Genomic DNA, 26,623 nt, shown 5'->3' with positions numbered 1-26,623 from the left:
AGGGGAGCGCTCAGACCACGCAGCGGAAGCCGAGGTGCGAGGTCGCCGAGTCGTCGGACTGGGGCGAACGCGCAGCCGGACGGTAGCGGCGGCAGTACTTCGGCGAACACAGATGCGATCCGCCTTTGGTGACCCGCAGGACCTGCGGTGACGTGGTGGGAGCGAGCAGATCGGTACGCCCGTCGGGGGAGACCGTGGTCAGGTCCGGGGGGACATGACGCGGTGTGAAGACGTCCGAGGTTCGCTCCCACACGTTGCCGATCATGTCGACCAGTCCGAACCCGTTGGGCGGATACGATCCGACCGGCGACGTGGAGCCCCATCCTTCGTTGCGGTACGGGAAATCGCCGATCCAGGTGTTGGCCAGCACTTTTCCGTCTGGATGCAGCTCGTCGCCCCAGGCGTATTCGTGACCGTCGGCGCCCCCGCGGGCCGCGTACTCCCACTCGACCTCGGTGGGCAACCGTCGGCCCGCCCAGTCCGCGTAGGCGACGGCGTCGGCGTACGCGATCTGCACCACCGGATGATCGTCGACCCCGGCGAGCGACGACCCCGGTCCCCGCGGATGCCGCCAACTTGCCCCCGGCTGCCACCGCCACCATTGCCTCCAGTCACGCAGATCCACCGGACCATCGGTCGGCGTGAACACCAACGCGCCGGGGACGAGGTCGGCGGGATCGGCTCCGGGGAAGTCGGCCGGGTCGATGGCACGCTCGGCCACGGTCACGTAGCCGGTGTCGGAGACGAAGGCGGCGAACTGCGCGTTGGTCACCGGATGGCGTTCGACGGCGAATGCACCCACCTCGCGATCGTGCTCGGGCCGCTCCTCGGGGTAGAAGCGGTTCGAGCCCATCCGGAATGTGGCCGCCGGCAACCGCACCAATTCGGTCAGTGGCATCGACTCCTCCTCCGGGCCGGTAGTCTCGCTCGGTCCCGCTGCGCGGTACCGGTCCAGTCTGCCCGGCAGCGTGAGGTGGTCTTTCGGTTGTGCCCGGTTGGGGCGACTAGACTGTCAGACCGTTGTGCCATGGGCGCCGAAGCCGTCTCATGCGGCGGGAGCTGTGGCCCTGATCAGCGCACAGGAAGGCAGATGCGTGAGCGAATTCATCTACACCATGAAGAAGGTGCGCAAGGCGCACGGCGACAAGGTCATCCTCGACGATGTCACGATGTCGTTCTTCCCCGGCGCCAAGATCGGCGTCGTGGGACCCAACGGTGCGGGTAAGTCGTCGATCCTCAAGATCATGGCGGGGATCGACCAGCCGTCGAACGGCGAAGCGTTCCTCGACCCCGATGCCACCGTCGGAATCCTTCTGCAGGAGCCGCCCCTCAACGAGGAGAAGACGGTCAAGCAGAACGTCGAAGAGGGCATGGGCGAGATCAAGCAGAAGCTCGATCGCTTCAACGAGATCGCCGAACTGCTGGCCACCGACTACTCCGACGAACTCATGGAGGAGATGGGCAAACTCCAGGAGGATCTCGACAACGCCGACGCCTGGGACCTCGATTCCCAGCTCGATCAGGCGATGGACGCGCTGCGGTGCCCGCCCGGCGACTCCCCGGTCACCCACCTCTCCGGTGGTGAGCGACGCCGTGTCGCCCTGTGCAAACTGCTGCTCTCCAAGCCCGACCTGCTGCTGCTCGACGAGCCCACCAACCACCTCGACGCCGAGAGCGTGCTGTGGCTCGAGCAGTTCCTGGCCGCCTACCCCGGTGCCGTCCTCGCCGTCACTCACGACCGCTACTTCCTCGACCACGTCGCGGAGTGGATCTGCGAGGTCGACCGCGGCAAGCTGATCCCGTACCAGGGAAACTACTCCACTTACCTGGAGAAGAAGGCCGAGCGGCTCGAGGTCCAGGGCAAGAAGGACCAGAAGCTGCAGAAGCGGCTCAAGGAAGAGCTCGCCTGGGTGCGTTCGGGCGCCAAGGCCCGCCAAACGAAGAACAAGGCCCGACTGGCGCGCTATGAGGAGATGGCGACCGAGGCGGAGAAGACGCGCAAGCTCGACTTCGAGGAGATCCAGATCCCCACACCGCCGCGGCTGGGCGATGTGGTGGTGGAGGTCTCCCACCTCGACAAGGGCTTCGACGGCCGGGTACTCATCAAGGACCTCAGCTTTACGCTGCCGCGCAACGGGATCGTCGGTGTGATCGGCCCCAACGGCGTCGGTAAGACCACGCTGTTCAAGACCGTCGTCGGTCTGGAGAAACCGGATTCGGGCACCGTCAAGGTGGGTGAGACGGTCAAGCTCAGCTACGTCGACCAGGGGCGCGCGAACATCGATCCCAAGAAGACGGTGTGGGAGGTCGTCTCCGACGGCAACGACTACATCGAAGTGGGTCAGAACGAAATGCCGTCGCGTGCCTACGTGAGCGCGTTCGGGTTCAAGGGCCCCGACCAGCAGAAGCGTTCGGAGGTGCTCTCCGGTGGTGAACGCAACCGTCTCAACCTGGCGCTCACCCTCAAGGAGGGCGGCAACCTGATCCTGCTCGACGAGCCTACCAACGACCTCGACGTGGAGACCCTGGGTTCGCTGGAGAACGCGCTGGAGCAGTTCCCCGGTTGTGCCGTGGTGATCAGCCACGACCGCTGGTTCCTCGACCGCACCTGTACCCACATCCTGGCCTGGGAGGGCAACGTCGAAGAGGGCAAGTGGTTCTGGTTCGAGGGCAACTTCGAGGCCTACGAGGCCAACAAGGTGGACCGGCTCGGTCCCGACGCCGCCCGCCCGCACCGGGTTACCCACCGGAAACTGACCCGGGACTGACCGCGGTCCGTACCATCGGGTCGGATCTGTTCACGGCCGGTGGCCGTACCCAGGAACGAAGGTGAGTGCGTTGTCTCAGGCGGCATCGTTGCTGTCGCAAGTGGTTCCCTGCTATCTGACGGTGGGGGGTGACGACACCTCGTCGGAGAACTCTGCGGCTGTCGACCCCGCCGATCTCGAGCGGATCAGCAGGCACCTGGAGTTCGCGCAGACCCGAGCAGACGGGCAATCGCTGGTCGACGTCATCGACTCCGACGGTGGCGGCACCGAGATCATCGTCGTCAACGACGACATGCCGCTCCTCGTGGAGGCGGTGCTGACCACCCTGGAAAGCCACGACCTGACGGTCGGTCGCATCGACCACCCGGTGCTCGCGGTGTCGCGCGACGACTCCGGACAGCTCACCGCCGTCGGCCGCGGTCATGACGGCCCGATGGAGTCGTGGATTTACGTGAGCGCACTGTCGGGGCGCACGGGTGTCGATGCCAGCGACCTGCGGGACTCGTTGACACGGGTGATCGGGCGGGTCGGCATCGTCGATGCCGACGCGGTCGCGATGCGGGGGCAGTTGTCGACATGTGCGGCCGATTGTGCGGCGGCACCGACCACCCCCGAGTCGGGTATCCGTGCCACCGAGCGCTATGAGTACTCGCGGCTGCTGGAGTGGTTTGCGGGCAATCATTTTGTGCCGCTGGGGTATACGCGGGTGTCGGGCACCGGTGAGGTCGGCGACAGCCTCGGTGTGTGGCGCGGCGACGCAGTGGACACCGACTTTCCGTCCCTGACCACCGCGCCGCTGCTGCCGCGTGTGTCCCGCGTCTACCTGCCGACGGGCATCCAGCGATCCAACTATCCGATTCTCATTCAGATGCCGGCATTCGACGAGTCCGGATCGCACGCCGGCGAACACCGGTTCCTCGGCACCTTCACCTCGTCGGGGCTGCACCAGACGATCCTCGATGTTCCGGTGCTGCGCACCAAGGTTCACGAGGTGGTGCGCCGGGCAGGTGTGGAGGACGACTCCTTCGCCGGGCAGTCGATGATCGAACTCCTGCAGAACTATCCGCTCGTGGAGATGTTCGCCGACTCCGACGCCGAACTCAGCCGGCGTGTCGAGGAGATGCTCGACGCGGTGGCCACCCGTTCGCTGCGCGCATTTCTGCGGATCAATCCGCCGGGACGCACTGCCACCGCGCTGATCTATCTGCCGCGCGACCGTTACAACACCCAGACGCGACTCGCGTTGCAGCGCACCGTATCCGAGCGCCTCGATGCAACCGATCTGGAGTACTCGGCCCGGGTCAGCGAGATGCCGCTGGCCCAGTTGCAGGTGATGGTCCGCGTCGACGCGGCCGGGGCAGCCGAGTTCGATTCCTTCGATATCGGGACCCCCGCCCTGCAGGAGTTGCAGCAAGCGCTGGCCGGCGTCATCCGTACCTGGGACGAACGCGTCCGGGAGATGGCCGTCAGCGGGCTGCCCGCAGGCGTGACACCGCCACGGGGCGGCACCGACGCGTTGCTCCGGCTCATCGCGGGTGTGCCCGACGATTACAAGGATCAGCGGGCCCCGGCCGCCGCCGTCGCCGATCTCGCCCATGTCGCCGACCTGTCCGACGGCGACATCGCCGTCACCCTCAACCAGAGCGCCACCGAGACAGCGACAGGTGCCGACGAGCCGGCGAGGCCGCTGCGCTGGGCCTTCACGCTGTATCTGTGCGGGGGTTCGGCCACCCTGACCGACGTACTACCCGTGCTGCACAGTCTCGGCCTCGACGTCGTCGACGAACATCCCTACCGCGTGGTGCGCCCCGACGGGCAGGTGTGCCACGTCTACGAGTTCGGGGTGACGCTGGCCGATCAGATGACGGTCGACACCGAGCACATCGACGACCTCGGGGATAGGTTCACCACCGCGTTCACCCAGATCTGGCGGCGCAACGCCGAGGTGGACGCCTACAACGAACTCGTCATCCGCTGCGGCCTGGACTGGCGCGAGGCCGCGGTGTTGCGCGCCTACGGTGCGTATCTGCGTCAGTGCGGCTTCTCCTACAGTCCCGCTCACATCGCGCAGACACTCGGTCAGTACCGCTCGGTGACCCGTGGCCTGGTGGATCTCTTCGAGGCGTCCTTCGATCCCGAACACGCCGACGACACCGCCCGCGACGAGATCCTCGCCCGCCTGCGCGACGACGTCGGCCAGGTTCTCAGTCTCGACGCCGACCGTGTGCTGTCGGCGTTCAGTGCGGTGGTCACCGCCACCGTGCGCACGAATTTCTACGTGCCGGCGTCGGCGCCCGGAACCTTGCCCGACACCCCACCGGCCGGCACGGATTTGCGCCCGGTCATGTCGTTCAAGCTGCGGCCACGCGAGATCCCACAGACTCCCGAACCCCGCCCGGCGCACGAGATCTTCGTCTACTCGCCGCGCATCGAGGGCCTGCATCTGCGCTTCGGCTCGGTGGCCCGTGGCGGGTTGCGCTGGTCGGATCGGCGCGAGGACTTCCGCACCGAGATCCTGGGTCTGGTCAAGGCGCAGGCGGTCAAGAATGCGGTGATCGTCCCGGTGGGTGCCAAGGGCGGGTTCGTGGTGAAACGAACGCCGTCATCCACCGGTGATCCGGCGGCCGACCGAGATGCGTTGCGCGCCGAGGGCATTGCCTGCTACCGGCAGTTCATCTCCGGTCTGCTCGACGTCACCGACAATCTCGACCGTTCCTCCGGTGCGGTCATCCCGGCGGCATCGGTGGTGCGTCGCGACGGCGACGATCCGTACCTCGTGGTGGCCGCCGACAAGGGCACCGCGACCTTCTCCGACATCGCCAACGAGGTGGCGATCGGATACGGGTTCTGGCTCGGCGACGCGTTTGCCTCCGGTGGCTCGGCCGGTTACGACCACAAGGCGATGGGTATCACCGCACGCGGTGCGTGGGAGTCGGTGAAGCGCCATTTCCGCGAGATGGGAATCGACACACAGTCACAGGACTTCACCGTGGTCGGAATCGGCGACATGAGCGGCGACGTGTTCGGCAACGGCATGCTGCTCTCCGAACACATCCGACTCGTCGCGGCCTTCGACCATCGGCACGTGTTCGTCGACCCGGCCCCCGATGCGGCGACGTCGTTCGCCGAACGCCGCCGACTGTTCGACGTACCGCGCTCGTCGTGGGCAGACTACGACACCTCCCTCATCAGTGCCGGTGGTGGCGTGTGGTCACGCGAGCAGAAATCCATCCCGGTCAGTGCGCAGATGCGCGACGCACTCGGTCTCGACGCCGGGGTCACGCAGCTGTCGCCGCCGGAGCTGATCCGGGCGATCCTCGTCGCACCGGTCGACCTGCTGTGGAACGGCGGCATCGGCACCTACATCAAGGCCTCCACCGAATCCGACGCACAGGTCGGCGACAAGGCGAACGACGCCATCCGGGTTGACGGAAACCAAGTGCGCGCCAAGGTGATCGGCGAGGGTGGCAACCTCGGCGCCACCGAACGCGGCCGGATCGAGTTCGATCTCGCGGGTGGCCGGGTGAACACCGACGCGATGGACAATTCGGCCGGCGTCGACTGCTCCGACCACGAGGTCAACATCAAGATTCTGCTCGACGCCGCCGTGTCCGGCGGTGAACTCGAGCCAGCTGCGCGTGACCCGCTGCTGGAATCGATGACCGTCGAGGTCGGTGACCTCGTCCTCGCCGACAACGTCTCGCAGAATTCAGAACTCGGCTTCGCGCGGGCATACGCACTCGACCGGGTGGACGTGGGCTCCCGGCTGCTTCGTGAATTTTCCTCTCGCGGAGTGGATCTGCGCCTCGAGGCGCTCCCATCGCCGCAGGAGCTGCTCAAGCGGGAGCGTTCGGAGTTGCATCGCGGTCTGACGTCGCCCGAACTGGCGACCCTCATGGCACACGTGAAGCTGGCCGCCAAGGACGACCTGCTGGCCACCGACCTGCCCGACAACGATGTATTCGACCCCCGGCTGTCGTCCTATTTCCCTGTGCCGCTGCGGGAACGGTTCCCCGACGCGCTGCACGCACATCGGCTGCGGCGGGAGATCGTCACCACGGTGTTGGTCAACGACGTCGTCGACCGGGCAGGCATCACGCATCTGTTCCGGCTCGGGGAGAGCACCGGGTCGACCACCGAGGAGGGGGTGCGCGCCTACGTGGTGGCCGATCAGGTCTTCGGGATGTCCGACCTGTTCGACCGTATCCGTCACGCTGCGGCACCGGTGACCGCGATCGACGAGATGACCCTCTACGCACGACGGCTGCTGTTCCGGGCGTCGCGGTGGTTGCTGGCGTTCCGCCCCCAGCCGCTGGCGATGGCCGCCGAGGTCACCCGCTACACCGGTCGCATCACCGAACTGTCGGCCCTGGTGGACAGCTGGTTCGGCACGAGTTCGGCCGCCGACGTCGACGAGCGCGTCGCGCACTACCAGGAGCTCGGTGTCGCACCCGATCTGGCCCACGACGTGGCCATCAGCCTGCACCGGTTCTGCCTGCTCGACATCATCGATGCGGCCGAGATCTCCGACCGCGACCCGGTGGAGGTCGGTGAACTCTACTTCGCGGTGATGGAGCACTACGGTCTCGAGGAGTTGCTCACCGCCGTGTCGACCCTCGAGTACGGCGACCGGTGGCACGCGCTGGCGCGGCTGGCCCTTCGCGACGACATGCACGGCGCGCTGCGTGCGTTGACGCTCAAGATCCTGGAGATCACCGAACCCGACGAGTCGGCCGACGACAAGATCTACGAGTGGGAGTCGTCGCACTCCTCGCGGCTGGCGCGGGTGCGCGCGATGCTCACCGACATCGAGCAGTCCGGCAACCTCGACCTGGCCACGTTGTCGGTGGCGGCGCGCCAGCTGCGCAGCGTGATCCGATAGACGTGCCCACCCGACGAAAGGATGAGTGTGCTGTTCGAGGATGAGGGCACGGTGACCGAGAACGGTTACGTCGTCAAGGTTCCCGTGCGGTGGTCGGACATGGATGTGTTCGCCCACATCAACCATGCGCGGATGGTGACCCTCCTGGAGGAGGCGCGCATCCCGTGGCTCTTCTACGACGAGCGTCCCACCGCCTCGCTGCGGGAGGGCTGCGTGGTGGCCGATCTCCATGTGCGTTACCGCGCGCAGGTCCGCCACGACGAGGGTCCGATCGCGGTCACCATGTTCGTCGAAAAGGTTCGCGCGGTCGATTTCGTGGTGGGCTACGAGGTGCGGCCGCGCACGGCGGCGGCCACCGACAAACCGGCGGTCACCGCCACCACCCAACTGGTCGCGTTCGACGTCGACGCCCAGCGGTTGCGACGCCTGGCCCCCGACGAACGCGCCTACCTGGAAAGCTTCCGGCGACCGGTGGCCGCCGACGAGACATGAGTCCGGAGCGGTTTCTGGCGCCGGCAGGCGCCGACGATCGTGCCGATGCGGTGGCGTTTTTGTCCCGTGCGATGCGCCTCGACGAGGCTGCCGTGATCCGCCTGTCGGCGCGCGCCGACGGGCTGGTGGCGCTGTGGGCGCACACCGGATTCGACGTCCTGGTGACCCGGTCGGTGTTCGGGACGCTCGCACCCGACGACGTCGTGTGCGACGCCGCCACCATCCGATCCGCGCTGGCCCGCGGCGACGGCAGCGAGCCCGCCGACCCGGGAATGCCGTTGGACTCCGCATGGCGCGGGGCGCTGCCGGCCCGGGTGGGCTATCGCCACCTCGACGACGTGCCCGCCCGCACCGTCGTCGACGTCACGCGTGAGGGGGCACGCCTGGCGCGCGAGGAGGGCAGCAACTTCGGTCCGGCCACCGGACTGCTCGATCAGGGAATCCTCGAGGTGTCGACGGCCGAGGGTGGGCTGTCGGCGACGGTGTCATTGCGATCGCTGTTTGCGCTCACCGCAATGGGATTCGTGCGTGATGGCGACGGACACGAGGTCACCGAGACGTCGCCGACCGACGCCATTGCAGCGTCCGAGCCGGTGCGAATCCGCCTGTCGGCGGCGTGGATCCGGATCGATGCGCGGTTCGGATCGGTGTATCAGCGCCGCCACCGCGATCTCGGGGTGACGGTGCTCTGACGGTGCCGTGCGTCGGAGGTCGATCGGGTCAGACCAGCCATGCCGACGAGTTCGGTGCGAGGTGGCCGTCGATCAGCGGCGAGCTGGTGAGCAGCAGCTCACCAGCGGGCAGTGCCACCGGTTCGCCGGTGGTGTTCAACGCACAGATCAGCTCACCCTCGGACCGGCGAAACGCCAGGCAACCTTCCGGCGCCCCGTACCACTCGACTGTTTCACCATTGAATTCGGGCCGCGTATAACGCATTTCGAGTGCCTGCCGGTACAGCGACAGCATCGAGCCGACGTCTTCGAGTTCGCTCTCGACGGTGAACCGCACCCACGATGCGGGGATCGGGAGCCATGTGTCGGGGTTGCTGGAGAATCCGAACGGCGGCTCGAATCCCTCCCAGGGCAACGGAACCCGGCATCCGTCGCGGCCACGTTCGGTGTGTCCGGACCGTTTCCACACCGGATCCTGCAGCACTTCGTCGGGGAGGTCGGCGTTGGGTAAGCCGAGTTCGGCGCCGTTGTAGATGAATACCGTTCCGGGAAGCGCCAATTCGACCAGGAGCATCGCCCGCGCGCGCGCCAGGCCCAGGTCGATGTCGACCACGTGTTCGGGGCCGGACTCCGCGTCGGATTCGGATTCGGAGTCGGCTTCGGCGTCGGTGGGAGGCTCTATGGTTCCGTAGCGGGTCACCTCGCGGTCGACATCGTGATTCGACAGGGTCCAGGTGGGTACCCCGCCGACCGAGAGCACAGCGTCCAGAGAGTTCTCGATCGCGTCGCGGATCGCGTCGACCTCGAAGGGCGCCTTGGCCAGACGGAAGTTGAAGCCCATGTGGAGTTCGTCCGGACGCAGGTACTCGGCGAAACGTTCGTTGTCGTCCACCCAGATCTCGCCTACGTTGGCCGCCCCCGGATACTCGTCGATCACCTTGCGGATCTTGCGGTGGATGTCGTGGACCGCATAGTTGTTGAACCGCGGGTCGTCGTCGCTGTTCTGCAGGAGTCCAACGGTTTCGAGGTCCATGTCGGGCAGATCGGCGGGCTTGGCCATGCCGTGCGCGACGTCGATGCGGAAACCGTCGATCCCGCGGTCGAGCCAGAACCGCAAGGTACGTTCGAGGTCGTCGAACACCTCCGGATTCTCCCAGTTCAGATCGGGTTGCTCGGGCGCGAAGATGTGCAGATACCACTGGCCCGGTGAACCGTCGGCCTCGGTGACCCGCCGCCACGCCGAACCGCCGAACACGCTGTGCCAGTTGTTGGGCGGATCGTTTCCGTCCTCCCCGGTGCCGTCGCGGAAGATGTACCGCGCCCGTTCGGGGCTGCCCGGTCCCGCGGCGACGGCCTCGACGAACCACGGATGCTGATCGCTGGTGTGGTTGGGGACCAGGTCCATGGTGATGCGGATGCCGCGGTCGTGGGCTTCGGCCACCAACTCGTCGAACTCGGCGAGATCACCGAAGATCGGATCGATGTCGCGGGGGTCCGAGACGTCGTAGCCGTGATCAGCCATCGGCGAGCGCATGATCGGGCTGAGCCAGACGGCGTCGACGCCGAGGAGTTCGAGGTAGCCGAGCTTGTCGATGACACCGGCCAGATCGCCCACCCCGTCGCCGTTCAGGTCGGAGAACGACCGGGGATAGATCTGGTAGAAGATGGCCGATCGCCACCAGCTGTCGTCACCCGGATCCAACTGCGAGACCACTGGGGCCGCAGTGGTCTCGGCCTCGACGTCGGTCTCATCGAGAGTGTCGGGGTCGACGGGAACAACATCCGGTGTCTCATCGCTCACCGTAGTAATTCTGCCCTACCTGAGTTTTCGCGCAGAAACGCTGGTCGGATCGGCGCGTCGGCTCGGCAGTCAACGGGGGTTGCAGGGCTCAGAAGGGGGAGTTCATCATCGACTGGGCCGCCATCTCCATGTAGTCGATCAGTGCCTGCCGGTGCGGCGGATCGAGCGTGGCGTCGTCGACGGCCGCGATGGCCGTGTGCATGCAGCGCAGCCAGGCGTCCCGCTCGATCGGGCCGATGCGATAGGGATGGTGGCGCATCCGCAGTCGCGGGTGTCCGCGCTCGTCGGAGTAGGTGCGGGGCCCGCCCCAGTACTGCTCGAGAAACATCCTCAGCCGACGTTCGGCGGGCCCGAGGTCCTCCTCCGGATACATCGGCCGCAGCACCTCGTCGCGCGCAACCCCTTCATAGAACACACGGGTGATGGTGTCGAAGGTCGCGGCCCCACCCACCTCGTCGTAGAAGGAACGCGCAGGTTGCGTCTCCGTTTGCCGGCCTGCCGCCGGGATCTCACCACTCACGCATTCCATTGTCCCCGCACGGGGAGGTGGTCTCAACCAAGTGATCGGCAGAGGCGACGGTGCGGCGCGAGTGGTGGTCGGGGTCTGCGGGCAACGGGCCGTTCATCTGGCTGACCTGCATGTACACGCAGTGTTCTCGTGCGTGACGTCGACTTCCGTGATCCACTTGACGGTGTTCGACGTGGGCTTGAGGCGTTCGACGTGGGCGGGAGGCGCGATGACACGCAGTGCACATCACATCGGCGTGCCGCGTGAATCGGCACCTTCCCGGATATCGACACCGTCCCGGGAATCGGCGCCGTCGCGCGACACCACGTTGTGGGGGCGCCGGAGGGTGCTGCTCCTCAACGCCACCTACGAACCGCTGACGGCCATCTCGATCCGACGCGCGATCGTCCTCGTGCTGCGCGAGCGTGCCGACGTCATCGACGCCGACACCACAGGGTCGGCCGTGCACTCGGCCGGGATAGCGGTGCCGATCCCCTCGGTGATCCGGCTCCGCAGCTTTGTGCGGGTGCCCTACCGGGCGTCGATACCGATGACGCGGGCCGCGCTGATGCATCGTGATCGGTTCCGCTGCGGATACTGCGGGGCCAAGGCCAACACGATCGATCACGTGCTCCCACGCAGCCGGGGCGGGGAGCACCGTTGGGAGAACTGCGTCGCCTGCTGTGCGAGCTGCAACCATCGCAAGGCAGATCGTCTACTCAGCGAGCTCGGTTGGGCGCTGCGCGTAAAGCCCGCGATCCCGCGGGGCACGCACTGGCGCCTGTTGGCGTCGGTCAAGGAGATTGATCCGGCGTGGCGCCGGTATATCGACGCCGGAGCTGCCTGAGCCGGTCTACGACGCACTGTAGGGGTCAGTGCCCGAACGGCGGTTCGGTGAGCTAGATTGATCACACCAGCTCTTCGGCAGGCGCGTCCGCGTCGGCGACGAGGAGTGAACGCAAGAGATTGCGGCGAACGAACGAAAGGGTGACATGGACAACCTGATCGTCTACATCGGAGTGCCCGTCACGATCCTGGTGGTCATCGCCGCCTTGGCGTGTGTGGTGTCGATGGCGTTTTCGTCGGGTCTGAAGTATCCGAAGCTGCAGGAATACAGCCTCGATCAGCCGTGGGATCGAGCACCCTTGCTCTTCAGTGCCACGGATATCGAGCCGATGGCGCTGGCGGGTCACGCGGAACCGACTGATGTGGATGGAGGCTCGGCCAGTGCCAAGTGGTGACGTTTCTCATGTGACAGATTCCGGTTCGACCCTGGAGGCCACCACGGCCTCGGCTCTGCCCGTCGGCACGGTCGTCACCAACAGTGGACGCGTCTCGGCGACGCGATTCCCGGGACAGACCCCCACCACGCCGCCGTTCAGTCGGGACGAACTCGTCGAGTTGGACGAGGCACTGACCGCGGCAAGCGAGAAGGCGCTCGTCCGGTTTTCGGTCTACATCGGCGATCTCGGTGCCGATCCGGTGGCCGACGCGCGAGCCGTGCTGGCCAAGGCGCCCGAGCCGGCCCACGGTGCCCTCATCGCGGTGTCGCCGAATACGCACGACGTCGTCGTGGTGTCGGGTAGCGCCGTGGCCGATCGAGTCAACGACCGGGTTGCCGGACTCGGCGTCACCGCTGCCATCTCCAGCATCCGCCAGGGCGAGCTCATCGATGGACTGGTGTCCGCGCTGCACGTGATGGCCACCGCCGCCGCCGCGATCTGAACCGCTCAACCTTTTCGCTCGCTGGTTGAGCCCTCCGCTCGCTGGTCGAGCGCGTCCGCCCGCTGGTTGAGCCGTCCGCCCCGCTGGTTGAGCTTGTCGAAACCACCGCTGGTCGAGCGCCTCCACCCGCTGGTTGAGCTTGTCGAAACCACCGCTGGTCGAGCGCGTCCGCCCCGCTGGTTGAGCTTGTCGAAACCACCCGGGCACGCTCGACGCGGTTTTGGGCACGCTCGACAGGGATCTCCGCCCGCTGGTTGAGCGCGTCCGCCCCGCTGGTTGAGTTTGTCGAAACCACCCGGGCACGCTCGACGCGGTTTTGGGCACGCTCGACAGGGTTCTCCGCCCGCTGGTTGAGCGCGACCGCCCCGCTGGTTGAGCTTGTCGAAACCACCCGGGCACGCTCGACGCGATTCTGGGCACGCCCGACGCGATTTTGGGCACGCTCGACGCGACGGAGCGGCGCCTCGCGGGATGAGGTTCCCCGCGCGACGCCGCTCCATTCAGCAGCCCGCCGGGTTCAGCTCGCGTCGAACTCGCGTGCGGCCAGCGACCTTTCCACTCCGGCTCGGCCTTCGGAGATCAATCGTTTGAGGGCGGGGGCGTGGTCACCATCCAGGAACTCGTCGGCCTTCGTCAACGCCTCGCTGCTGATATCCCACGAGGGGTACAGCCCCACCACCACGGTCTGGGCGACCTCGCTGGAGCGGCGCGCCCAAATGCCGGGCACCGCGTCGAAATACTTGTCGACGTAGGGCGCGAGCAGTTCGCCCTGACCGGGGCGATCGAAGCCGGCCACCACCGCGCGGGTGTAGATGTTCGAGCGGGTGTCGTCCTCCACGGCCTGCGCCCAGGCATCGGCCTTGGCCTCCGCCAGCGGTCGCGCGGCCCGGGCCGTCGCCGCCTGCCGTGCGCCCGCGGCCGTGTTGTCGCGTTTGGCCTCCGCGTCGATCACCGGTGTGTCGTCGGCGTCGCGATCGATCGCGCCCGCGGTGGCCAACGCCTGCACCAGCTTCCACCGCAGGTCGGTGTCGACGGTCAGGCCGCCCAGACCGTAGTCGGCCGGATCGTCGCCGTCCAGGATCGACTGCAGCATCTGGGTCTGATCCTCGTTGACCGCGCCCGAGAGCAGGGTGCTGACGAACGCGAGCTGGTGATCGGAGCCCTCATCGGCCTGCTGTGCGAGCTCGAGCAGGCGTGCGCTGAACGCGGGCCGGCCGGTGCTCGCCGCCCACACCGGGTCGGCGTAGGCGTTGATCGCGGTGGTGGCCTGCAGCAGAACTCGTTGCACCACACCGATTTCGGTTTCGGCGGCGATGCCGCGCGACACCAGTTCCACGAAGTCGCGGGCCTTCATCTCGGCTTGGCGCGTCATCTCCCAGGCCGCCGACCACACCAGGGTGCGTGGCATCGATTCGGTGATATCGCCGAGCCGTGTGGTGGCCGTCGACAGCGAATCGGGATCGAGCCGGACCGAGGCGTAGGTGAGGTCGTCGTCGTTGATCAGGATGAGCTTGCCACGTGCGACGCCGACCAGGTCGGCGACATCGGTGCGGTCACCGGAGACGTCGAGTTCCACGGTGTGCGTGCGAGTCAGCTTCCCGGAATCGTCGTCGTCGTAGACACCCACCCGCAACCGGTGGACACGGGTGTCGCCGGCACCCGGTGTGGCGCCCTCCTGCACGATCGTGAAACGGGTGAACGCGCCCGAATCGTCGAGGTCGAAATCGGGCCGCAACACGTTGATGCCGGTGGTCTTGAGCCACTGGCTGCCCCAGTCCGACAGGTCGCGGCCAGACGACTTCTCCAGCGCGGCAAGCAGATCGGAGAATGTGGCATTGCCGAAACGGTGCGATTCGAAGTAGTCGCGCAGGCCTGAGAGAAAGTCCTCGAGGCCGACGTAGGCGACCAACTGCTTGAGGACCGACGCACCCTTGGCGTAGGTGATGCCGTCGAAATTGACTTCGACGGCGGCGATGTCGGGGATGTCGGCAGCCACCGGATGGGTCGAGGGCAGCTGATCCTGCCGGTAGGCCCACGACTTCTCGACATTGGCGAAGGTGGTCCACGCGGTGGTGTATTCGGTGGCCTCCGACTGGCACAGTACCGATGCGAAGGTGGCGAAGGATTCGTTGAGCCACAGGTCATCCCACCACTTCATGGTGACCAGATCACCGAACCACATGTGTGCCATCTCGTGCAGCACCGTCTCGGCGCGGCGTTCGTAGTTGTACTTGGTGACGCGCGAGCGGAATACGTAGTCCTCGAGGAAGGTGACCGCGCCCGCGTTCTCCATGGCGCCCGCGTTGAACTCCGGCACGAACAGCTGGTCGTACTTGCCGAAAGCGTAGGGGATGCCGAAGTTCTCGTGATAGAAGCCGAAACCCTGTTTGGTCTCGGTGAAGAGCCGGTCGGCATCCATGAACTCGGCCAGCGACGCACGGCAGTAGATGCCGAGGGGAATCGTGCCGTGATCGTCGGAGTAGGAATCGGTCCACTCGGCGTACGGGCCGGCGATCAGTGCCACGAGATACGTGCTCATCACCGGGGTCGTCTCGAATCGGTGCACACCTTCGGTGATCGACTCGGTGGGCGCGTTCGAGATCACCTTCCAGTCCTCCGGCGCGGTGACGGTGAGGGCATAGGTGGCCTTGAGATCGGGCTGGTCGAAGCACGCGAACATCCGCTTGGCATCGGCCGTCTCGAACTGCGAGTACAGGTAGACCGAGTCGTCGGTGGGATCGACGAAGCGGTGCAGCCCCTCGCCGCTGTTGGAGTACGCGCAGTCGGCCACCACGGTCAAGGTGTTCTCCGCGGCCAGATCCGGCAGGGCGATGCCGACCGACTCGTCGAAACCGGTGACGTCGAGTTCGGTGCCGTTGAGGGTCACCGAGGTCAGGGTCGGCGCGACGAGATCGATGAAGGTCTCGGTGCCCGGGGTGGCGGTGAAGGTCACGGTGGTGGCCGACCGGAACGTCTTGACGCCCGCGGCGCCATTGCCGTCGGTCAGGTCGAGCTCGATGTCGTAGTGGGACACGTTTACGGTCGCCGCGCGTTGGGCGGCCTGGTCTCTGGTGAGGTTCGGAGCAGTCACAGTTGCCAGCTTAACGCCGCACGATGAGGCGGAATCCTTTGATGGCGGCGCTGGTTGAATGAGCCGAAGGGGACGAACAGAGTCCCGATCCGTTGCGGCGCGAGAGTCGATTGTGACCCCGACGCGCCGGACTACCGAGAGGATGAACACATGTCGGGAAATCGCGTGGACTTCTGGTTCGACCCGCTCTGCCCCTGGTGCTGGATCACGTCTCGTTGGATCCTCGAGGCCGAACAGGTCCGCGACATCGACGTCAACTTCCACATCATGAGTCTGGCCGTGCTCAACGAGGGCAAGGACATCCCTGACGACTATCGGGAAGGCCTCAAGGATGCGTGGCGTCCCGTGCGCGTGCTGGCTGCGGCCGCAGCGCAGAAGGGCGATGACATCCTGCTTCCCCTCTACACCGCGATGGGCACGCGTATTCACAACCAGGGCAACAAGGATTTCGACGACGTTATCGCCGCCGCACTGGCCGAGGTGGGTCTCGACCCCGCGCTGGCGAAGGCCGCCGACAGCACCGAATTCGACGAGGAGATCCGCCGCAGCCATCACGAAGGTATGGACAAGGTGGGCGAGGACGTCGGTACCCCGACCATCCACGTCAACGGCGTCGCCTTCTTCGGTCCGGTGCTCTCCCGGATTCCGCGCGGGGAGACTGCGGGCATGGTGTGGGACGGCGCGGTGGCGATGGCCTCCTACCCGCACTTCTTCGAGCTCAAGCGCGGCCGCGACGAAGACCCCGCATTCGACTGATGCCAACCGATCCGGGCGGCCGGCACCGCGCGGTGCCGGCGCGCCGGGTCAGATCCGTGGGGGTGGTTCGAGTCCGTTGGGCAGCCATCCCGCCGGCACCGCCGACGGGGGCGGCGGCGTGGTGATCGGTGTGGTGTTGCCGCTGCCCGCACCGCGCACGACCGTGCGGGGCCGGAAGAAGAGGGCGCCGGCGCGAGTGCGGTCGCGCAGCGCCGCGGCCCGCCACGTGAGCACCGGATGCGTCGACAACAGATTCACCACCCACACGAAGGGGCCCTTCTCGTGGGTGGCGCGGTCGGCGAACTCATCGAAGTCCACGGCCGAGAGCATGTACTTGCCCGCCGAGAGCACACCGATGGCACCCGGCGCTCCCGACGGCTGGGTGTAGTACCCGAAATTGTCGGCGGTGTACTCCTGGGCGCGTGAGAGCGCCGATCCGAGCACGGGGATGCGCATGGCCACGCCGGTGGCCAGCAGTCGCCAATAGGACACGTGGCCGGCGGCGATATGGCCCACCTCGTGTCCGATGACGAAACGCAGCGCGTCGGGATCACGGGATCGCCCGCCGATCTCGAACAGGTCGGAGTTCACCACCACGAACCGGCGGAAACCGTGCCCGGAGGCGAATGCGTTGATCGCGCCGTTGCCGAGCACCACGTAGGCGTCGGGTACGTACTCGAGTCCGTAGCGCGCAGCCGCGTCGACCACCATGCGGTAGCCCTCGGGGAACTGCGTCGGAGTCATCTGCACGCCGTTGACCCGCGGCGAGGCGTAGGTGATGCCACGGATGAGGAACAACAGCAGCGGCAGGGCCAGCACCAGCAGCACGTACTGACTGAGGCTGCCCTGCATGACCAGCAACACGATCACCGCGTATCCCACGACGGTCAACAGGATCAACAGCACCAGCAGCGGGATCTCCCACGGGTGCAACCGCGGTTTCGACGCGTAGCGGGCAGGTGCGAGCCACCGTCGGTTCGGGTCGAACGGCGGCGCGGCCGGGTCGTCGGCGTCGGCCACACCGGGCACATTGGGGATCGGCGAGGAGGCGTCCACGCCACCAATCTATAGTGACGCCATGCGCGTCTATCTCGGTGGAGATCATGCCGGTTTCGAACTCAAGGCCCAGATCGCCGACCATCTCACCCGTTCGGGTCACGAGGTGATCGACTGCGGCGCCCACGTCTACGACGCCCTCGACGACTATCCGGCGTTCTGCATTGCGGCCGCACAACGGACTGTCGACGATCCGGGCAGTCTGGGAATCGTGCTGGGCGGCAGCGGGAATGGTGAACAGATCGCGGCCAACAAGGTCAAGGGTGCGCGCTGCGCACTCGCGTGGAGCGTGGAGACCGCACAGCTCGCGCGCCAGCACAACAACGCACAGCTGATCGGCATCGGCGGCCGTATGCACACCACCGAGGAGGCGCTCGCCATCGTCGATGCCTTCGTGACCACGCCGTGGTCGGAGGAGGCGCGTCACCAGCGGCGCATCGACATCCTCGCCGATTACGAGAAGACCGGGGTCGCACCCGCCCTTCCGGAATCCTGACCGGCGGTCTGATCCGCCCGGGTTTGATCCGCCACCGTGCCCGAAGGTCACACCCTGCACCGCATCGCGCGGCGCCAGCAGCGGTTGTTCGGGGGTCGACGGGTGCGCACGAGCAGCCCTCAGGGACGGTTCGCCGACGGCGCCGCCCTCATCGACGGGATGATCTTCGCCGGCGCTGATGCGTGGGGCAAGCACCTCGTGCAGCGTTACCGGGACGGGCGCCGGCACCAGTTGGTGCACGTGCACCTCGGTCTGTACGGCACGTTCACGGAGGTGCCGGTGCCGATGCCCGACCCCGTCGGTGCGGTGCGGCTACGCATCGAGGGAGATGAGTACGGCGTCGACCTGCGGGGCCCGACCGCTTGCGAGCTCTACACGCCCGCCGACCTCGACGCACTCACCGCGCGCCTGGGACCCGACCCGTTGCGCAGCGACGCGGACCCGGAGCGCGCCTGGCAGGAGATCGCCCGGTCACGACGCCCGGTCGGTGCGCTGCTCATGGATCAGAAGGTGATCGCCGGCGTCGGCAACGTCTACCGCGCCGAGGTGCTCTTCCGCGCGGGTATCGACCCGATGCGACCGGGCCGCACAATCGCTCGCGACGAGTTCGATGCGATCTGGTGCGATCTCGTCGAACTCATGCGGGTGGGCGTGCGTCGCGGACGCATTCATGTGGTGCGACCCGAGGACGACCACGGTCCGGGTTCGTATGCGCCGAACCGGCCGCGTACCTACGTGTACCGGAGGGCGGGGGAGCCGTGCCGCATCTGCGGCACGCCCGTGGCCGTCGCCGATCTCGAGGGGCGCAACCTGTACTGGTGCCCGGTCTGCCAGCGATGAACGCGGCGCCGTTGCGCCGAAGGTGAGGTCAGTGGCTCTCGGCGCGCTGCGCCATGATGAGCAACTCGTCGCGCTGAGTGCCGGCCGGGAGACGGTTGATGCGGCTGTAGAGGTGGCGGCGCTGGAGTGCGGAGGGAATGAGGCGTGCACGGATGCGTGCGAAAGACATGGGTACTGCTGCTTTCTCGGTTTCGTTCGTCTTGCTGTGTCGAGGTCCCGCTAGTGGAACCCCGTCTCAATCCATTGTTCGCGTTACATTTGTGTTAATCAACCTGGTCGGATGTGATTCGGCCAACGTTTTGTTGCGTGCTGAGCGCGCATTCGGCGCAGATCACAGCCAACGTTCAGCGTTGTGCGCGGGCGCTCTCATCCGCGCCCACCCACAATGGGCTCATGCCCACGGACTCCGCCCCGATCACCGTGCTCGCCGTGGGCGGCACCGGCGAGTCGTTCGACGCGGACACCCGCACCGAGGTGACCGGTATGCTCGAGTCGGTGACCGCCGACCTCGATGAGCGGTTCGTCGCACGCTGGGTCGGATACCCCGCCAGTTACGGGCCGGCGCCGCAACGCGTCGGGATCAGTTACGCACGCAGCGTCGAGATCGGCGTGAGTCGGCTGGCGGATGCCTTCGCCGCGACCGAGGGGCCGGTGGTGCTGATCGGATACTCCCAGGTTGCGGTGGTGGTGCGCACCTTCGCGCACAACCTGTCCGCACGTGCCGACCCTGGCCTGCACAGGCTGTGCGCCTTCGGATTCGTGGCCGACCCCCACCAGCCCCCTGGCGTGGTACCGGGATGTGATGGATGGGGCGTGGCCGGCGCGGGACCGTCGCTGCCGTCGACGGTGCCGGCCTGGTGGGTGGGTACCGCCGACGACATGATCTGCAATGCAGAACCCGACTCACTCATCCGCGACGTCGCCGATCTGACCGGGGCAATGGAATTCCACAGTCCGGTCGCGTGGCTTCGCCACATGTGGCAGACGCTGCGCGACAACGCTTTTCAGAACGCCGCTCGAACCTCGATCTCGCCGGCCCAGTGGCGTCGCGACGCCACCAGACTGCGTGCGGCCTATTGGTCCGCGCGCCGGTATCTGCCCGCGCTGATCGTCTGGCGCAGTCTGGTGATACGCAATCCGTCCGGCGGACGGCACACCTCCTATCGGTCCGAGCCGTATCGGCGGTCGGTGACCGATCCCGACACCACGGGCTGTCAGGCGCTTGCGCGCTGGTTGCAGGTGATCGCGACGTTCGACGGATATTCGCGTCTCGAGTCGTGCGAAACTCCCCGCTGAGCGACACTGATCTAGGCCCGATGGGCGGCCATCGGTGAACTCCAGCGGAAAGACGTGCACGTGGATCATTTCGACATCGTTGTCATCGGGTCCGGACCGGCCGGGCAGAAGGCGGCCATCGCTGCCGCGAAGCTCGGCAAGAGGGCGGCGATCGTGGAACGTCGCGACATGGTGGGCGGGGTGTGTATCAATACCGGCACCATCCCGTCGAAGACGCTCCGGGAGGCCGTGCTGTATCTGACCGGCCTCAATCAGCGGGATATGTACGGGCAGTCGTACCGGGTGAAGTCCGACATCACGGTCGGTGACCTGTCGGCGCGGACCATGCACGTGGTCGGCAAGGAAATCGACATCATCCAGAATCAGTTGGCGCGCAACAACGTCACCATGCTCATCGGCAGTGCGTTCTTCGTCGATCCGCACGAGATCGCGATCGAGGACGCGACCGGCGACCTCAAACGTGTCCGCGCCGACAAGTTCGTCGTGGCGGTGGGAACCCGGCCCGCCCGGCCCTCGACCGTCGAGTTCGACGGTGTCACGGTGGTCGATTCCGACCAGATTCTCGATCTCGACCGCGTACCGAGTTCGATGGTGGTGGTGGGGGCCGGTGTGATCGGCATCGAATACGCCTCCATGTTTGCCGCGCTGGGCACCAAGGTGACCGTGATCGAACAGCGTCCGGCAATGCTCGACTTCTGCGACCGGGAGATCGTGGAGGCGCTGCAGTATCAGCTACGTGAGCGCGGGGTGACCTTCCGCTTCGGCGAGCAGGTCAACACCGTGGAGACCCATCCCTCCGGGACGCTGACCATCTTGGCGTCGGGCAAGAAGATCCCCGCCGACACGGTGCTGTATTCGGCTGGGCGACAAGGTGTTTCCGACGAACTCAAGGTCGAGGCCGCCGGTCTGGTGGCCGACAAGCGCGGTCGGCTCAGCGTCGACGAGAACTTCCGCACCGACGTGGAGCACATCTATGCCGTCGGCGACATCATCGGTTTTCCGGCGCTGGCGGCGACGTCGATGGAGCAGGGGCGGCGCGCCGCCTACCATGCCTTCGGCGAACCGGTGGGGGACACCGACATGACGATGCAGCCGATCGGCATCTACGCGATCCCCGAGATCAGTTTCGTGGGCCGCACCGAGGATCAGCTCACCGCCGACAACATCCCGTTTGAGGTGGGCGTCGCCCGCTACCGTGAACTTGCCCGCGGCGCGATCATGGGCGACTCCTACGGCATGCTCAAGCTGCTCGTGCACGCCGAGGACCGCACGCTCCTCGGTGTGCACGCCTTCGGCAGCAATGCCGCCGAACTCGTCCACATCGGTCAGACCGTGATGGGCCTGGGCGGCACCGTCGACTACCTGGTGGATGCGGTGTTCAACTATCCCACCCTGGCGGAGGGTTACAAGGTGGCCGCCCTCGACGCGTCGAACAAGATGCGGGCGATCGCGCGGGTACGCGCCGAGGGCAAGCAACTGGGTCTCGACGCCGGGGCGCCGGTCTAGCGGCCCTGTTCTACAGGGTCACGTTCATCGGAGTGACATTCCAGATGTCCGTGCAGTACTCGGCGATGGCACGATCCGACGAGAACTTGCCGCTGCGCGCCGAATTGAGGATCGACATCCTCGACCAGCGGTCGTGGTCGAGCCAGGCCTCGCCGACCGCGGCCTGGGACTCCATGTAGGAGCGGTAGTCGGCGAGCACCAGGAACGGGTCGTCGAAGACGAGGTTGTCGACGACGGGGCGCAGGATCTCGGTGTCGCCGTGGGTGAAGTGACCCGAGGCGATCAACTCGAGTACCGACGCCAGTTCGGGATCGCTCTCGATGTACGACATCGGCCGATACCCGTCGCGCTTGACGCTCTCCACCTGATCCTCGGTCAGCCCGAACAGGAAGAAGTTCTCCGCGCCGGCTTCCTCACGGATCTCCACGTTGGCACCGTCGAGCGTGCCGATGGTCAGTGCGCCGTTGATCATGAACTTCATGTTGCCGGTGCCCGAGGCCTCCTTACCTGCCGTGGAGATCTGTTCGGACAGGTTGGCGGCCGGGTAGACGAGGTGGGCGTTCTGCACGTTGAAGTTGGGTAGGAACACCACCTTCATGTACCTGTTCACCACCGGATCGGAGTTCACGGTGTCGCCGATGGCGGTGATCAACTTGATCATCCGCTTCGCGAAGAAGTATCCCGGTGCCGCTTTGCCGCCGAAGATGTACACCCGCGGCGGGATCGTCATGCCCGGGTTGTTCTTGAGCTGCTGATACATGCTGACGATGTGCAGCGCGTTGAGGTGCTGTCGTTTGTACTCGTGGATGCGCTTGACCTGGACGTCGAACATCCAGGTGGGATCGAGCTCGATGCCGGTGACACCGTGGACGTACTCGGCCAGCCGCCCCTTGTTGTCGCGCTTCACCGCACGCCAACGCTCGCGGAACGACGGATCGTCGGCATGGGTTTCGAGACCGCGCAGCCGATCCAGGTCGGTCAGCCAGCCCTCGCCGATGGTCTCGTCGAGCAGTTCACGCAGACCCGGGTTCGACAGGGCCAGGAATCGCCGCGGCGTCACGCCGTTGGTGACGTTGCCGAACCGCTCGGGCCACATCTCGTAGAAGTCGTGAAGAACGCTCTGCTTGAGCAGCTCCGAATGCAACTCTGCGACCCCGTTGACCGCATGACTGCCGACGGTGGCCAGATGCGCCATCCGGACGCTCTTGCCGCCCTCTTCGCCGATCAGCGACATCCGGCGGACCCTGTCCTCGTCGTCGGGGAACCTCTCGCGGACCTCGGCGAGGAACCGGTCGTTGATCTCGTAGATCAGTTCCAGATGTCGCGGCAACGCCTCGGCGAAGATCCGCAGCGACCAGGTTTCCAATGCCTCCGGCAACAGCGTGTGGTTGGTGTAGCCGAAGGTGGCGACGGTCAGATCCCAGGCCTCGTCCCACGGCAGTTTGTGCTCATCGATGAGCAGTCGCATCAGCTCGGCCACCGCGATCGACGGGTGGGTGTCGTTGAGCTGGATGGCCCACTTGTTCGGAAGGTCGGCGAGGGTGAGGTGAGCACGTTCGATGTGGATGCGCAGAATGTCCTGCAGCGAGCACGTCACGAAGAAGTACTGCTGCAACAGCCGGAGCCGTTTACCCGCCTCGGGTTCGTCGTTGGGGTAGAGCACCTTCGAGACGGTCTCCGACACCACCTCGTCGTCGACGGCCTTGTAGAAGTCGCCGGTGTTGAAGGCGTCGAGGGCGAAGGATTCGACGGCGCGGGCACTCCACAGGGTGAGGGTGTTGCACGTGTTGACGCCGTAGCCCTGTACCGGAGTGTCGAACGAAGTGCCTTTGAGCACGCGCCCGGGCACCCAGCGCACCCGGAGCTTGCCCGACACATCTTCGTACTGCTCGGTGTGCCCACCCCAGTTGACGAAGTAGCTGGCATCGGGTTTCTCGATCTCCCAGGGGTTACCGTGCGCCAGCCAGTTGTCGGTCTTCTCGATCTGCCAGCCGTCGCTGATCTCCTGCTTGAAGATGCCGAACTCATAGCGGATGCCGTAGCCGATGGACGGCCGTTCCAGCGTGGCCAGTGAATCGAGATAGCAGGCGGCCAGCCGACCGAGGCCGCCGTTACCCAGCCCGGGCTCGGGTTCGCAGGCGATCACCTCGTCGAGGTCCTGGCCGAGATCGGCCAGCGCCGCCCGGGCTTCGTCCTCGATGTTGAGGTTGAGGAGGTTGTTGCCGAGCTGCGGACCCATCAGGAACTCCGCCGACAGGTAGCAGGTCACCTTGTTCGACAGGTCGAGCCAGTCCTGCGTTGTCGACATCCACCGCTGCTGCATGCGATCGCGAACCGCGAGTGACAAAGCGCGGTAATAGTGTTCGGGGCCGAGGACCGCCGCGGGGCGGGCGATGGAGTAGGTGAGGTGATCGGAAACGGCGGCTTTGAGCGCCGCCACCGTCATTCCGGTGCGCGTCTGACCGGTCGGGCCGGTCACGGTGGCGTCCTCGGCAATGGGGCGAGCGGTGTCGGTCACTGGCATCTCCTGGTCGCGGGCCGACCCGACGTGGGTCTGCGGACAGGCAAGTTTGTCACTCTCGTATTACAGGCGGCGTGCGGTCGGCGTCGCCGACGTTAACTGCAACCGAATGTGTGGATACCGGCAGCTCACACAGTGAATCCGGGGTGATGTGCGACCCCTGGACAGGGGACAGAAAGGCGTCACCCCGCCGGCCGAATCGGCCGACGGGGTGACGTCGAATGTGCGGAGGCGTCAGTTGCCGTCGTACCGACCGCCGACCGTGCCGCGCACCACGATCGGGCTGCCCTGCGGGATGGTGTTGTACACCCACTGGCCGTTCTCGGTGCTGACGTTGATGCAGCCGTGGCTCACGTTGCTCTTACCCTGCTGGGCCACCGACCACGGTGCGGCATGGATGAAGATGCCGTCCGACGACATGCGGGTCGCCCAGTAGACGTCGGTGCGATAACCCTCGGGGGAATCAACCGGCACGCCGTAGGTGGAGGAGTCCATCACGATGTGCTGGTACTTCTCGCGGGTGTAGTAGACGCCGTTGGGGGTCGGATGCGCATCGGAGCCCATCGAGATCGGCATCGACTTGACGAACTTGCCGTCCTTCCACCAGTAGATGGTGTGGTCCTTGTCGGAGGCCAGCGCGATCCAGCCGGTCGAGGTCTTGACGTTCGGGATCGCCGGGACGCCCGGGGTCTCCTCGGTGGTGGCCGGCGGCTGCGGCTTCGGCGTCGGCTTGGGGGTCGTCGGCGGGGTCGGGGTGGGCGGGGTCGGCAGACCCGGCACGTTGGGCACCTCGACGGGGGGCAGACCCGGGATGACGGTGACCGGAGTGGCCTGGGCGATGGCGGGCAGCGCCAGTGCGACGGCCACAACGCTGATCACGGTCGCGACGAAACGACGGGCGATCCCACGACGGTTGCGGTGTGACGGGTTGATGTTCAGCACGGAAGTTCTCGGACCTTCGCTGTCGGGACAAGGAGGCTGTCGGGACATTAGCGGGCGCGCGCTCATGCTGCGCCGCGATCCCATCGTTACACAACCGTTGCCTTCGGTCCAAAGACCGGGAGTCCTCTCGCGGAGATCGCTGTCGCACATCGGCGCTGCGGAATCTCAAAACCAAAGGTGGCGTCGTGTATCGCGAATTGATGTGACAACCGTCACAGTGGAATCGATGAACCCGGTGATCTCGTCGCGGCGTGACCGCCACTCATGCGGGTTGCGGATGCTCCGTGCGGAGGTGGACCGCGGGTTCGGCGCACGACTCGTCGCGACAGACGAGCATCACGTCGATCCGCTGGTGTCCTTCATCGGATCGCACGACGTCCTTGCGGACGAACATGTGGGCGCCGCAGGTCGGGCACTTGCGCTGACTCTTGATGTGACTTGACGACATGACCCGAGATTACGCCGATTGTGGCCTGGATCACACCACCGTGGGATGTGGGTCGCGTCAGTACTGCGCGCAGAGGCTCACCTGTGTGTTGCCACCCGCCCCGGTCAGGTCCCACCGCAGGTAGGACGCATCCGAGGCGGTGGTACGCAGTGAGAGCCAATGGCCGGGGATGACCAGGCCCTTCCACTGTTCAACCCAGTAGCAGTCGTGCCCGCCGATGCAGAACGGTCCCACGCACACGCACTCCCACATGCTGACGGTGAAGGTCGCGTTCCGTGTTCCCTCCGAACCGACCATGGCGATACCGGTGGCGGCGTTGACCCCCCACTGCGTTCCGCACACAGCCCAGTCCCAGCCCTGAACGCACGACTGCGAACCGTTGCAGAAGGTGTTGCGAAACCACTGCTGTTCGCCGGAAGTGAAGACGCCGATGCCGTCACCGTCGCTGCCCGTGCGTTCGCCTGCCTCCTCGGATGCCACGTCTGTCGGAGGGGCGATCTGGCTCGGCCGTGCCGGGATCTGTTCGACGGCCTGCCCCATCTCCACGGTGGCCCGCATCCCCGAATCGAACTCGAGGAGTTGCAGGGCGTGGCCCGTGCCGAATTCCATCGACGCGCGCACCCGTGGTGCCCGGGTACGACGTTTGATCCCGCTGCTCATGATCGACTCCTTGCGTGTTCGACGAATCGGATTCGACACGATGGTCGGCCCCGATGGCGGTCTCATACACGAGTGGATCTCTACTCGATGTGGCGCGGAGCGAGCCCGCAGGCCGGCGTCCGGTACTCGCGTGGCGGGTGAGGAGAAGATCGGCAACCGGGGCC

22 protein-coding genes are annotated in these 26,623 nt (G+C 66.3%); 13 read left to right on the top strand and 9 right to left on the bottom strand.

Annotated elements, in window-relative coordinates:
- Window positions 1-10: 10 nt before the first annotated feature.
- Window positions 11-898, bottom strand: a complete 888-nt coding sequence (locus ACWDSI_RS13885; RefSeq protein WP_449756861.1) for a formylglycine-generating enzyme family protein — start codon at window positions 896-898, stop codon at window positions 11-13.
- A gap of 196 nt (window positions 899-1,094) precedes the next feature.
- Here ACWDSI_RS13885 and ettA point away from each other — a divergent pair, with 196 nt between their 5' ends.
- The 4 genes from ettA to ACWDSI_RS13865 all read left to right on the top strand — a co-directional run bounded on the left by ettA (window position 1,095) and on the right by ACWDSI_RS13865 (window position 8,834).
- A complete protein-coding gene (ettA, locus tag ACWDSI_RS13880; protein ID WP_449747531.1) occupies window positions 1,095-2,768 on the top strand; it encodes an energy-dependent translational throttle protein EttA in 1,674 nt (557 codons plus the stop codon).
- A gap of 121 nt (window positions 2,769-2,889) precedes the next feature.
- Window positions 2,890-7,650, top strand: coding sequence for an NAD-glutamate dehydrogenase (locus tag ACWDSI_RS13875; RefSeq protein ID WP_449756906.1), 4,761 nt, complete (start codon window positions 2,890-2,892; stop codon window positions 7,648-7,650).
- A gap of 27 nt (window positions 7,651-7,677) precedes the next feature.
- The gene (locus ACWDSI_RS13870; RefSeq protein WP_449756860.1) at window positions 7,678-8,142 is read left to right on the top strand and encodes an acyl-CoA thioesterase; all 465 of its coding nucleotides are present in this window, start codon (window positions 7,678-7,680) and stop codon (window positions 8,140-8,142) included.
- Entirely contained in the window at window positions 8,139-8,834 is a 696-nt protein-coding gene (locus ACWDSI_RS13865; protein ID WP_449747530.1) for a hypothetical protein, read from the top strand. Before ACWDSI_RS13870 ends, ACWDSI_RS13865 begins: the two co-directional genes overlap by 4 nt.
- Before the next feature lie 28 nt (window positions 8,835-8,862).
- Here ACWDSI_RS13865 and ACWDSI_RS13860 read toward each other — a convergent pair whose 3' ends face one another.
- Together ACWDSI_RS13860 and ACWDSI_RS13855 are read right to left on the bottom strand one after the other, a co-directional pair.
- Window positions 8,863-10,623 carry a glycoside hydrolase family 13 protein gene (locus ACWDSI_RS13860; protein WP_449756905.1) on the bottom strand — a complete coding sequence of 587 codons (1,761 nt, stop codon included), beginning with the start codon at window positions 10,621-10,623 and terminating at the stop codon, window positions 8,863-8,865.
- 79 nt (window positions 10,624-10,702) lie between these two features.
- Window positions 10,703-11,143 carry a globin gene (locus ACWDSI_RS13855; protein ID WP_449756859.1) on the bottom strand — a complete coding sequence of 147 codons (441 nt, stop codon included), beginning with the start codon at window positions 11,141-11,143 and terminating at the stop codon, window positions 10,703-10,705.
- Window positions 11,144-11,351: 208 nt separating this feature from the next.
- On the opposite strand from ACWDSI_RS13855, the gene ACWDSI_RS13850 reads away from it, so the two are divergent.
- From ACWDSI_RS13850 to ACWDSI_RS13840, 3 genes are all read left to right on the top strand, one after another.
- Window positions 11,352-11,969, top strand: coding sequence for an HNH endonuclease (locus ACWDSI_RS13850; RefSeq protein WP_449756858.1), 618 nt, complete (start codon window positions 11,352-11,354; stop codon window positions 11,967-11,969).
- A 145-nt stretch (window positions 11,970-12,114) separates the two neighbouring features.
- Complete coding sequence (gene ctaJ / locus ACWDSI_RS13845; protein ID WP_449747527.1) at window positions 12,115-12,363, top strand: aa3-type cytochrome oxidase subunit CtaJ; 249 nt, start codon at window positions 12,115-12,117, stop codon at window positions 12,361-12,363.
- A complete protein-coding gene (locus ACWDSI_RS13840) occupies window positions 12,350-12,847 on the top strand; it encodes a DUF5130 family protein (RefSeq protein WP_449747526.1) in 498 nt (165 codons plus the stop codon). Before ctaJ ends, ACWDSI_RS13840 begins: the two co-directional genes overlap by 14 nt.
- 517 nt (window positions 12,848-13,364) lie before the next feature.
- Here the strand turns inward: ACWDSI_RS13840 and pepN are convergent.
- On the bottom strand, window positions 13,365-15,938 hold the full coding sequence (pepN, locus tag ACWDSI_RS13835; protein WP_449756857.1) for an aminopeptidase N: 2,574 nt from the start codon (window positions 15,936-15,938) through the stop codon (window positions 13,365-13,367).
- Between the two features lie 150 nt (window positions 15,939-16,088).
- Between pepN and ACWDSI_RS13830 the strand changes: the two genes are divergently transcribed.
- Window positions 16,089-16,694, top strand: coding sequence for a DsbA family oxidoreductase (locus tag ACWDSI_RS13830; RefSeq protein ID WP_449747524.1), 606 nt, complete (start codon window positions 16,089-16,091; stop codon window positions 16,692-16,694).
- Window positions 16,695-16,742: 48 nt separating this feature from the next.
- Here the strand turns inward: ACWDSI_RS13830 and ACWDSI_RS13825 are convergent, their stop codons facing one another.
- Window positions 16,743-17,750 (bottom strand): M48 family metallopeptidase, encoded by a 1,008-nt coding sequence (locus ACWDSI_RS13825; protein ID WP_449747523.1) that lies wholly within the window; start codon window positions 17,748-17,750, stop codon window positions 16,743-16,745.
- A gap of 22 nt (window positions 17,751-17,772) precedes the next feature.
- On the opposite strand from ACWDSI_RS13825, the gene ACWDSI_RS13820 reads away from it, so the two are divergent.
- Entirely contained in the window at window positions 17,773-18,246 is a 474-nt protein-coding gene (locus ACWDSI_RS13820; protein WP_449756856.1) for a ribose-5-phosphate isomerase, read from the top strand.
- Between the two features lie 36 nt (window positions 18,247-18,282).
- Window positions 18,283-19,086, top strand: coding sequence for an Fpg/Nei family DNA glycosylase (locus ACWDSI_RS13815; protein ID WP_449756855.1), 804 nt, complete (start codon window positions 18,283-18,285; stop codon window positions 19,084-19,086).
- Between the two features lie 28 nt (window positions 19,087-19,114).
- Here ACWDSI_RS13815 and ACWDSI_RS13810 read toward each other — a convergent pair whose 3' ends face one another.
- Window positions 19,115-19,255, bottom strand: a complete 141-nt coding sequence (locus ACWDSI_RS13810; RefSeq protein WP_449747520.1) for a hypothetical protein — start codon at window positions 19,253-19,255, stop codon at window positions 19,115-19,117.
- 224 nt (window positions 19,256-19,479) lie between these two features.
- On the opposite strand from ACWDSI_RS13810, the gene ACWDSI_RS13805 reads away from it, so the two are divergent.
- Window positions 19,480-20,382, top strand: coding sequence for a PE-PPE domain-containing protein (locus ACWDSI_RS13805; RefSeq protein WP_449756854.1), 903 nt, complete (start codon window positions 19,480-19,482; stop codon window positions 20,380-20,382).
- A 60-nt stretch (window positions 20,383-20,442) separates the two neighbouring features.
- Window positions 20,443-21,888 carry a Si-specific NAD(P)(+) transhydrogenase gene (gene sthA, locus ACWDSI_RS13800; protein ID WP_449747518.1) on the top strand — a complete coding sequence of 482 codons (1,446 nt, stop codon included), beginning with the start codon at window positions 20,443-20,445 and terminating at the stop codon, window positions 21,886-21,888.
- Window positions 21,889-21,898: 10 nt separating this feature from the next.
- Here sthA and ACWDSI_RS13795 read toward each other — a convergent pair whose 3' ends face one another.
- Together ACWDSI_RS13795 and ACWDSI_RS13790 are read right to left on the bottom strand one after the other, a co-directional pair.
- Window positions 21,899-24,412 carry a glycogen/starch/alpha-glucan phosphorylase gene (locus ACWDSI_RS13795; RefSeq protein WP_449747517.1) on the bottom strand — a complete coding sequence of 838 codons (2,514 nt, stop codon included), beginning with the start codon at window positions 24,410-24,412 and terminating at the stop codon, window positions 21,899-21,901.
- Window positions 24,413-24,643: 231 nt separating this feature from the next.
- Entirely contained in the window at window positions 24,644-25,351 is a 708-nt protein-coding gene (locus ACWDSI_RS13790; RefSeq protein ID WP_449747516.1) for a L,D-transpeptidase, read from the bottom strand.
- Between the two features lie 226 nt (window positions 25,352-25,577).
- On the opposite strand from ACWDSI_RS13790, the gene ACWDSI_RS13785 reads away from it, so the two are divergent.
- Window positions 25,578-25,793, top strand: a complete 216-nt coding sequence (locus tag ACWDSI_RS13785) for a hypothetical protein (protein WP_449747515.1) — start codon at window positions 25,578-25,580, stop codon at window positions 25,791-25,793.
- 63 nt (window positions 25,794-25,856) lie between these two features.
- Here ACWDSI_RS13785 and ACWDSI_RS13780 read toward each other — a convergent pair whose 3' ends face one another.
- Window positions 25,857-26,459 (bottom strand): hypothetical protein, encoded by a 603-nt coding sequence (locus tag ACWDSI_RS13780; protein ID WP_449747514.1) that lies wholly within the window; start codon window positions 26,457-26,459, stop codon window positions 25,857-25,859.
- Between the last annotated feature and the right edge of the window lie 164 nt (window positions 26,460-26,623).

The organism is Gordonia sp. NPDC003429 (assembly GCF_053588575.1).
This window is presented reverse-complemented; position numbering and strand designations above follow the sequence as displayed.

Coding starts and splice junctions, on each gene's coding strand:
- ACWDSI_RS13885 (WP_449756861.1), bottom strand. CDS start 898: ATGCCACTGACCGAATTGGTGCGGTTGCCGGCGGCCACATTCCGGATG.
- ACWDSI_RS13865 (WP_449747530.1), top strand. CDS start 8,139: ATGAGTCCGGAGCGGTTTCTGGCGCCGGCAGGCGCCGACGATCGTGCC.
- ACWDSI_RS13855 (WP_449756859.1), bottom strand. CDS start 11,143: ATGGAATGCGTGAGTGGTGAGATCCCGGCGGCAGGCCGGCAAACGGAG.
- ACWDSI_RS13850 (WP_449756858.1), top strand. CDS start 11,352: ATGACACGCAGTGCACATCACATCGGCGTGCCGCGTGAATCGGCACCT.
- ctaJ (WP_449747527.1), top strand. CDS start 12,115: ATGGACAACCTGATCGTCTACATCGGAGTGCCCGTCACGATCCTGGTG.
- ACWDSI_RS13830 (WP_449747524.1), top strand. CDS start 16,089: ATGTCGGGAAATCGCGTGGACTTCTGGTTCGACCCGCTCTGCCCCTGG.
- ACWDSI_RS13820 (WP_449756856.1), top strand. CDS start 17,773: ATGCGCGTCTATCTCGGTGGAGATCATGCCGGTTTCGAACTCAAGGCC.
- ACWDSI_RS13810 (WP_449747520.1), bottom strand. CDS start 19,255: ATGTCTTTCGCACGCATCCGTGCACGCCTCATTCCCTCCGCACTCCAG.
- ACWDSI_RS13805 (WP_449756854.1), top strand. CDS start 19,480: ATGCCCACGGACTCCGCCCCGATCACCGTGCTCGCCGTGGGCGGCACC.
- ACWDSI_RS13795 (WP_449747517.1), bottom strand. CDS start 24,412: ATGCCAGTGACCGACACCGCTCGCCCCATTGCCGAGGACGCCACCGTG.
- ACWDSI_RS13785 (WP_449747515.1), top strand. CDS start 25,578: ATGAACCCGGTGATCTCGTCGCGGCGTGACCGCCACTCATGCGGGTTG.
- ACWDSI_RS13780 (WP_449747514.1), bottom strand. CDS start 26,459: ATGAGCAGCGGGATCAAACGTCGTACCCGGGCACCACGGGTGCGCGCG.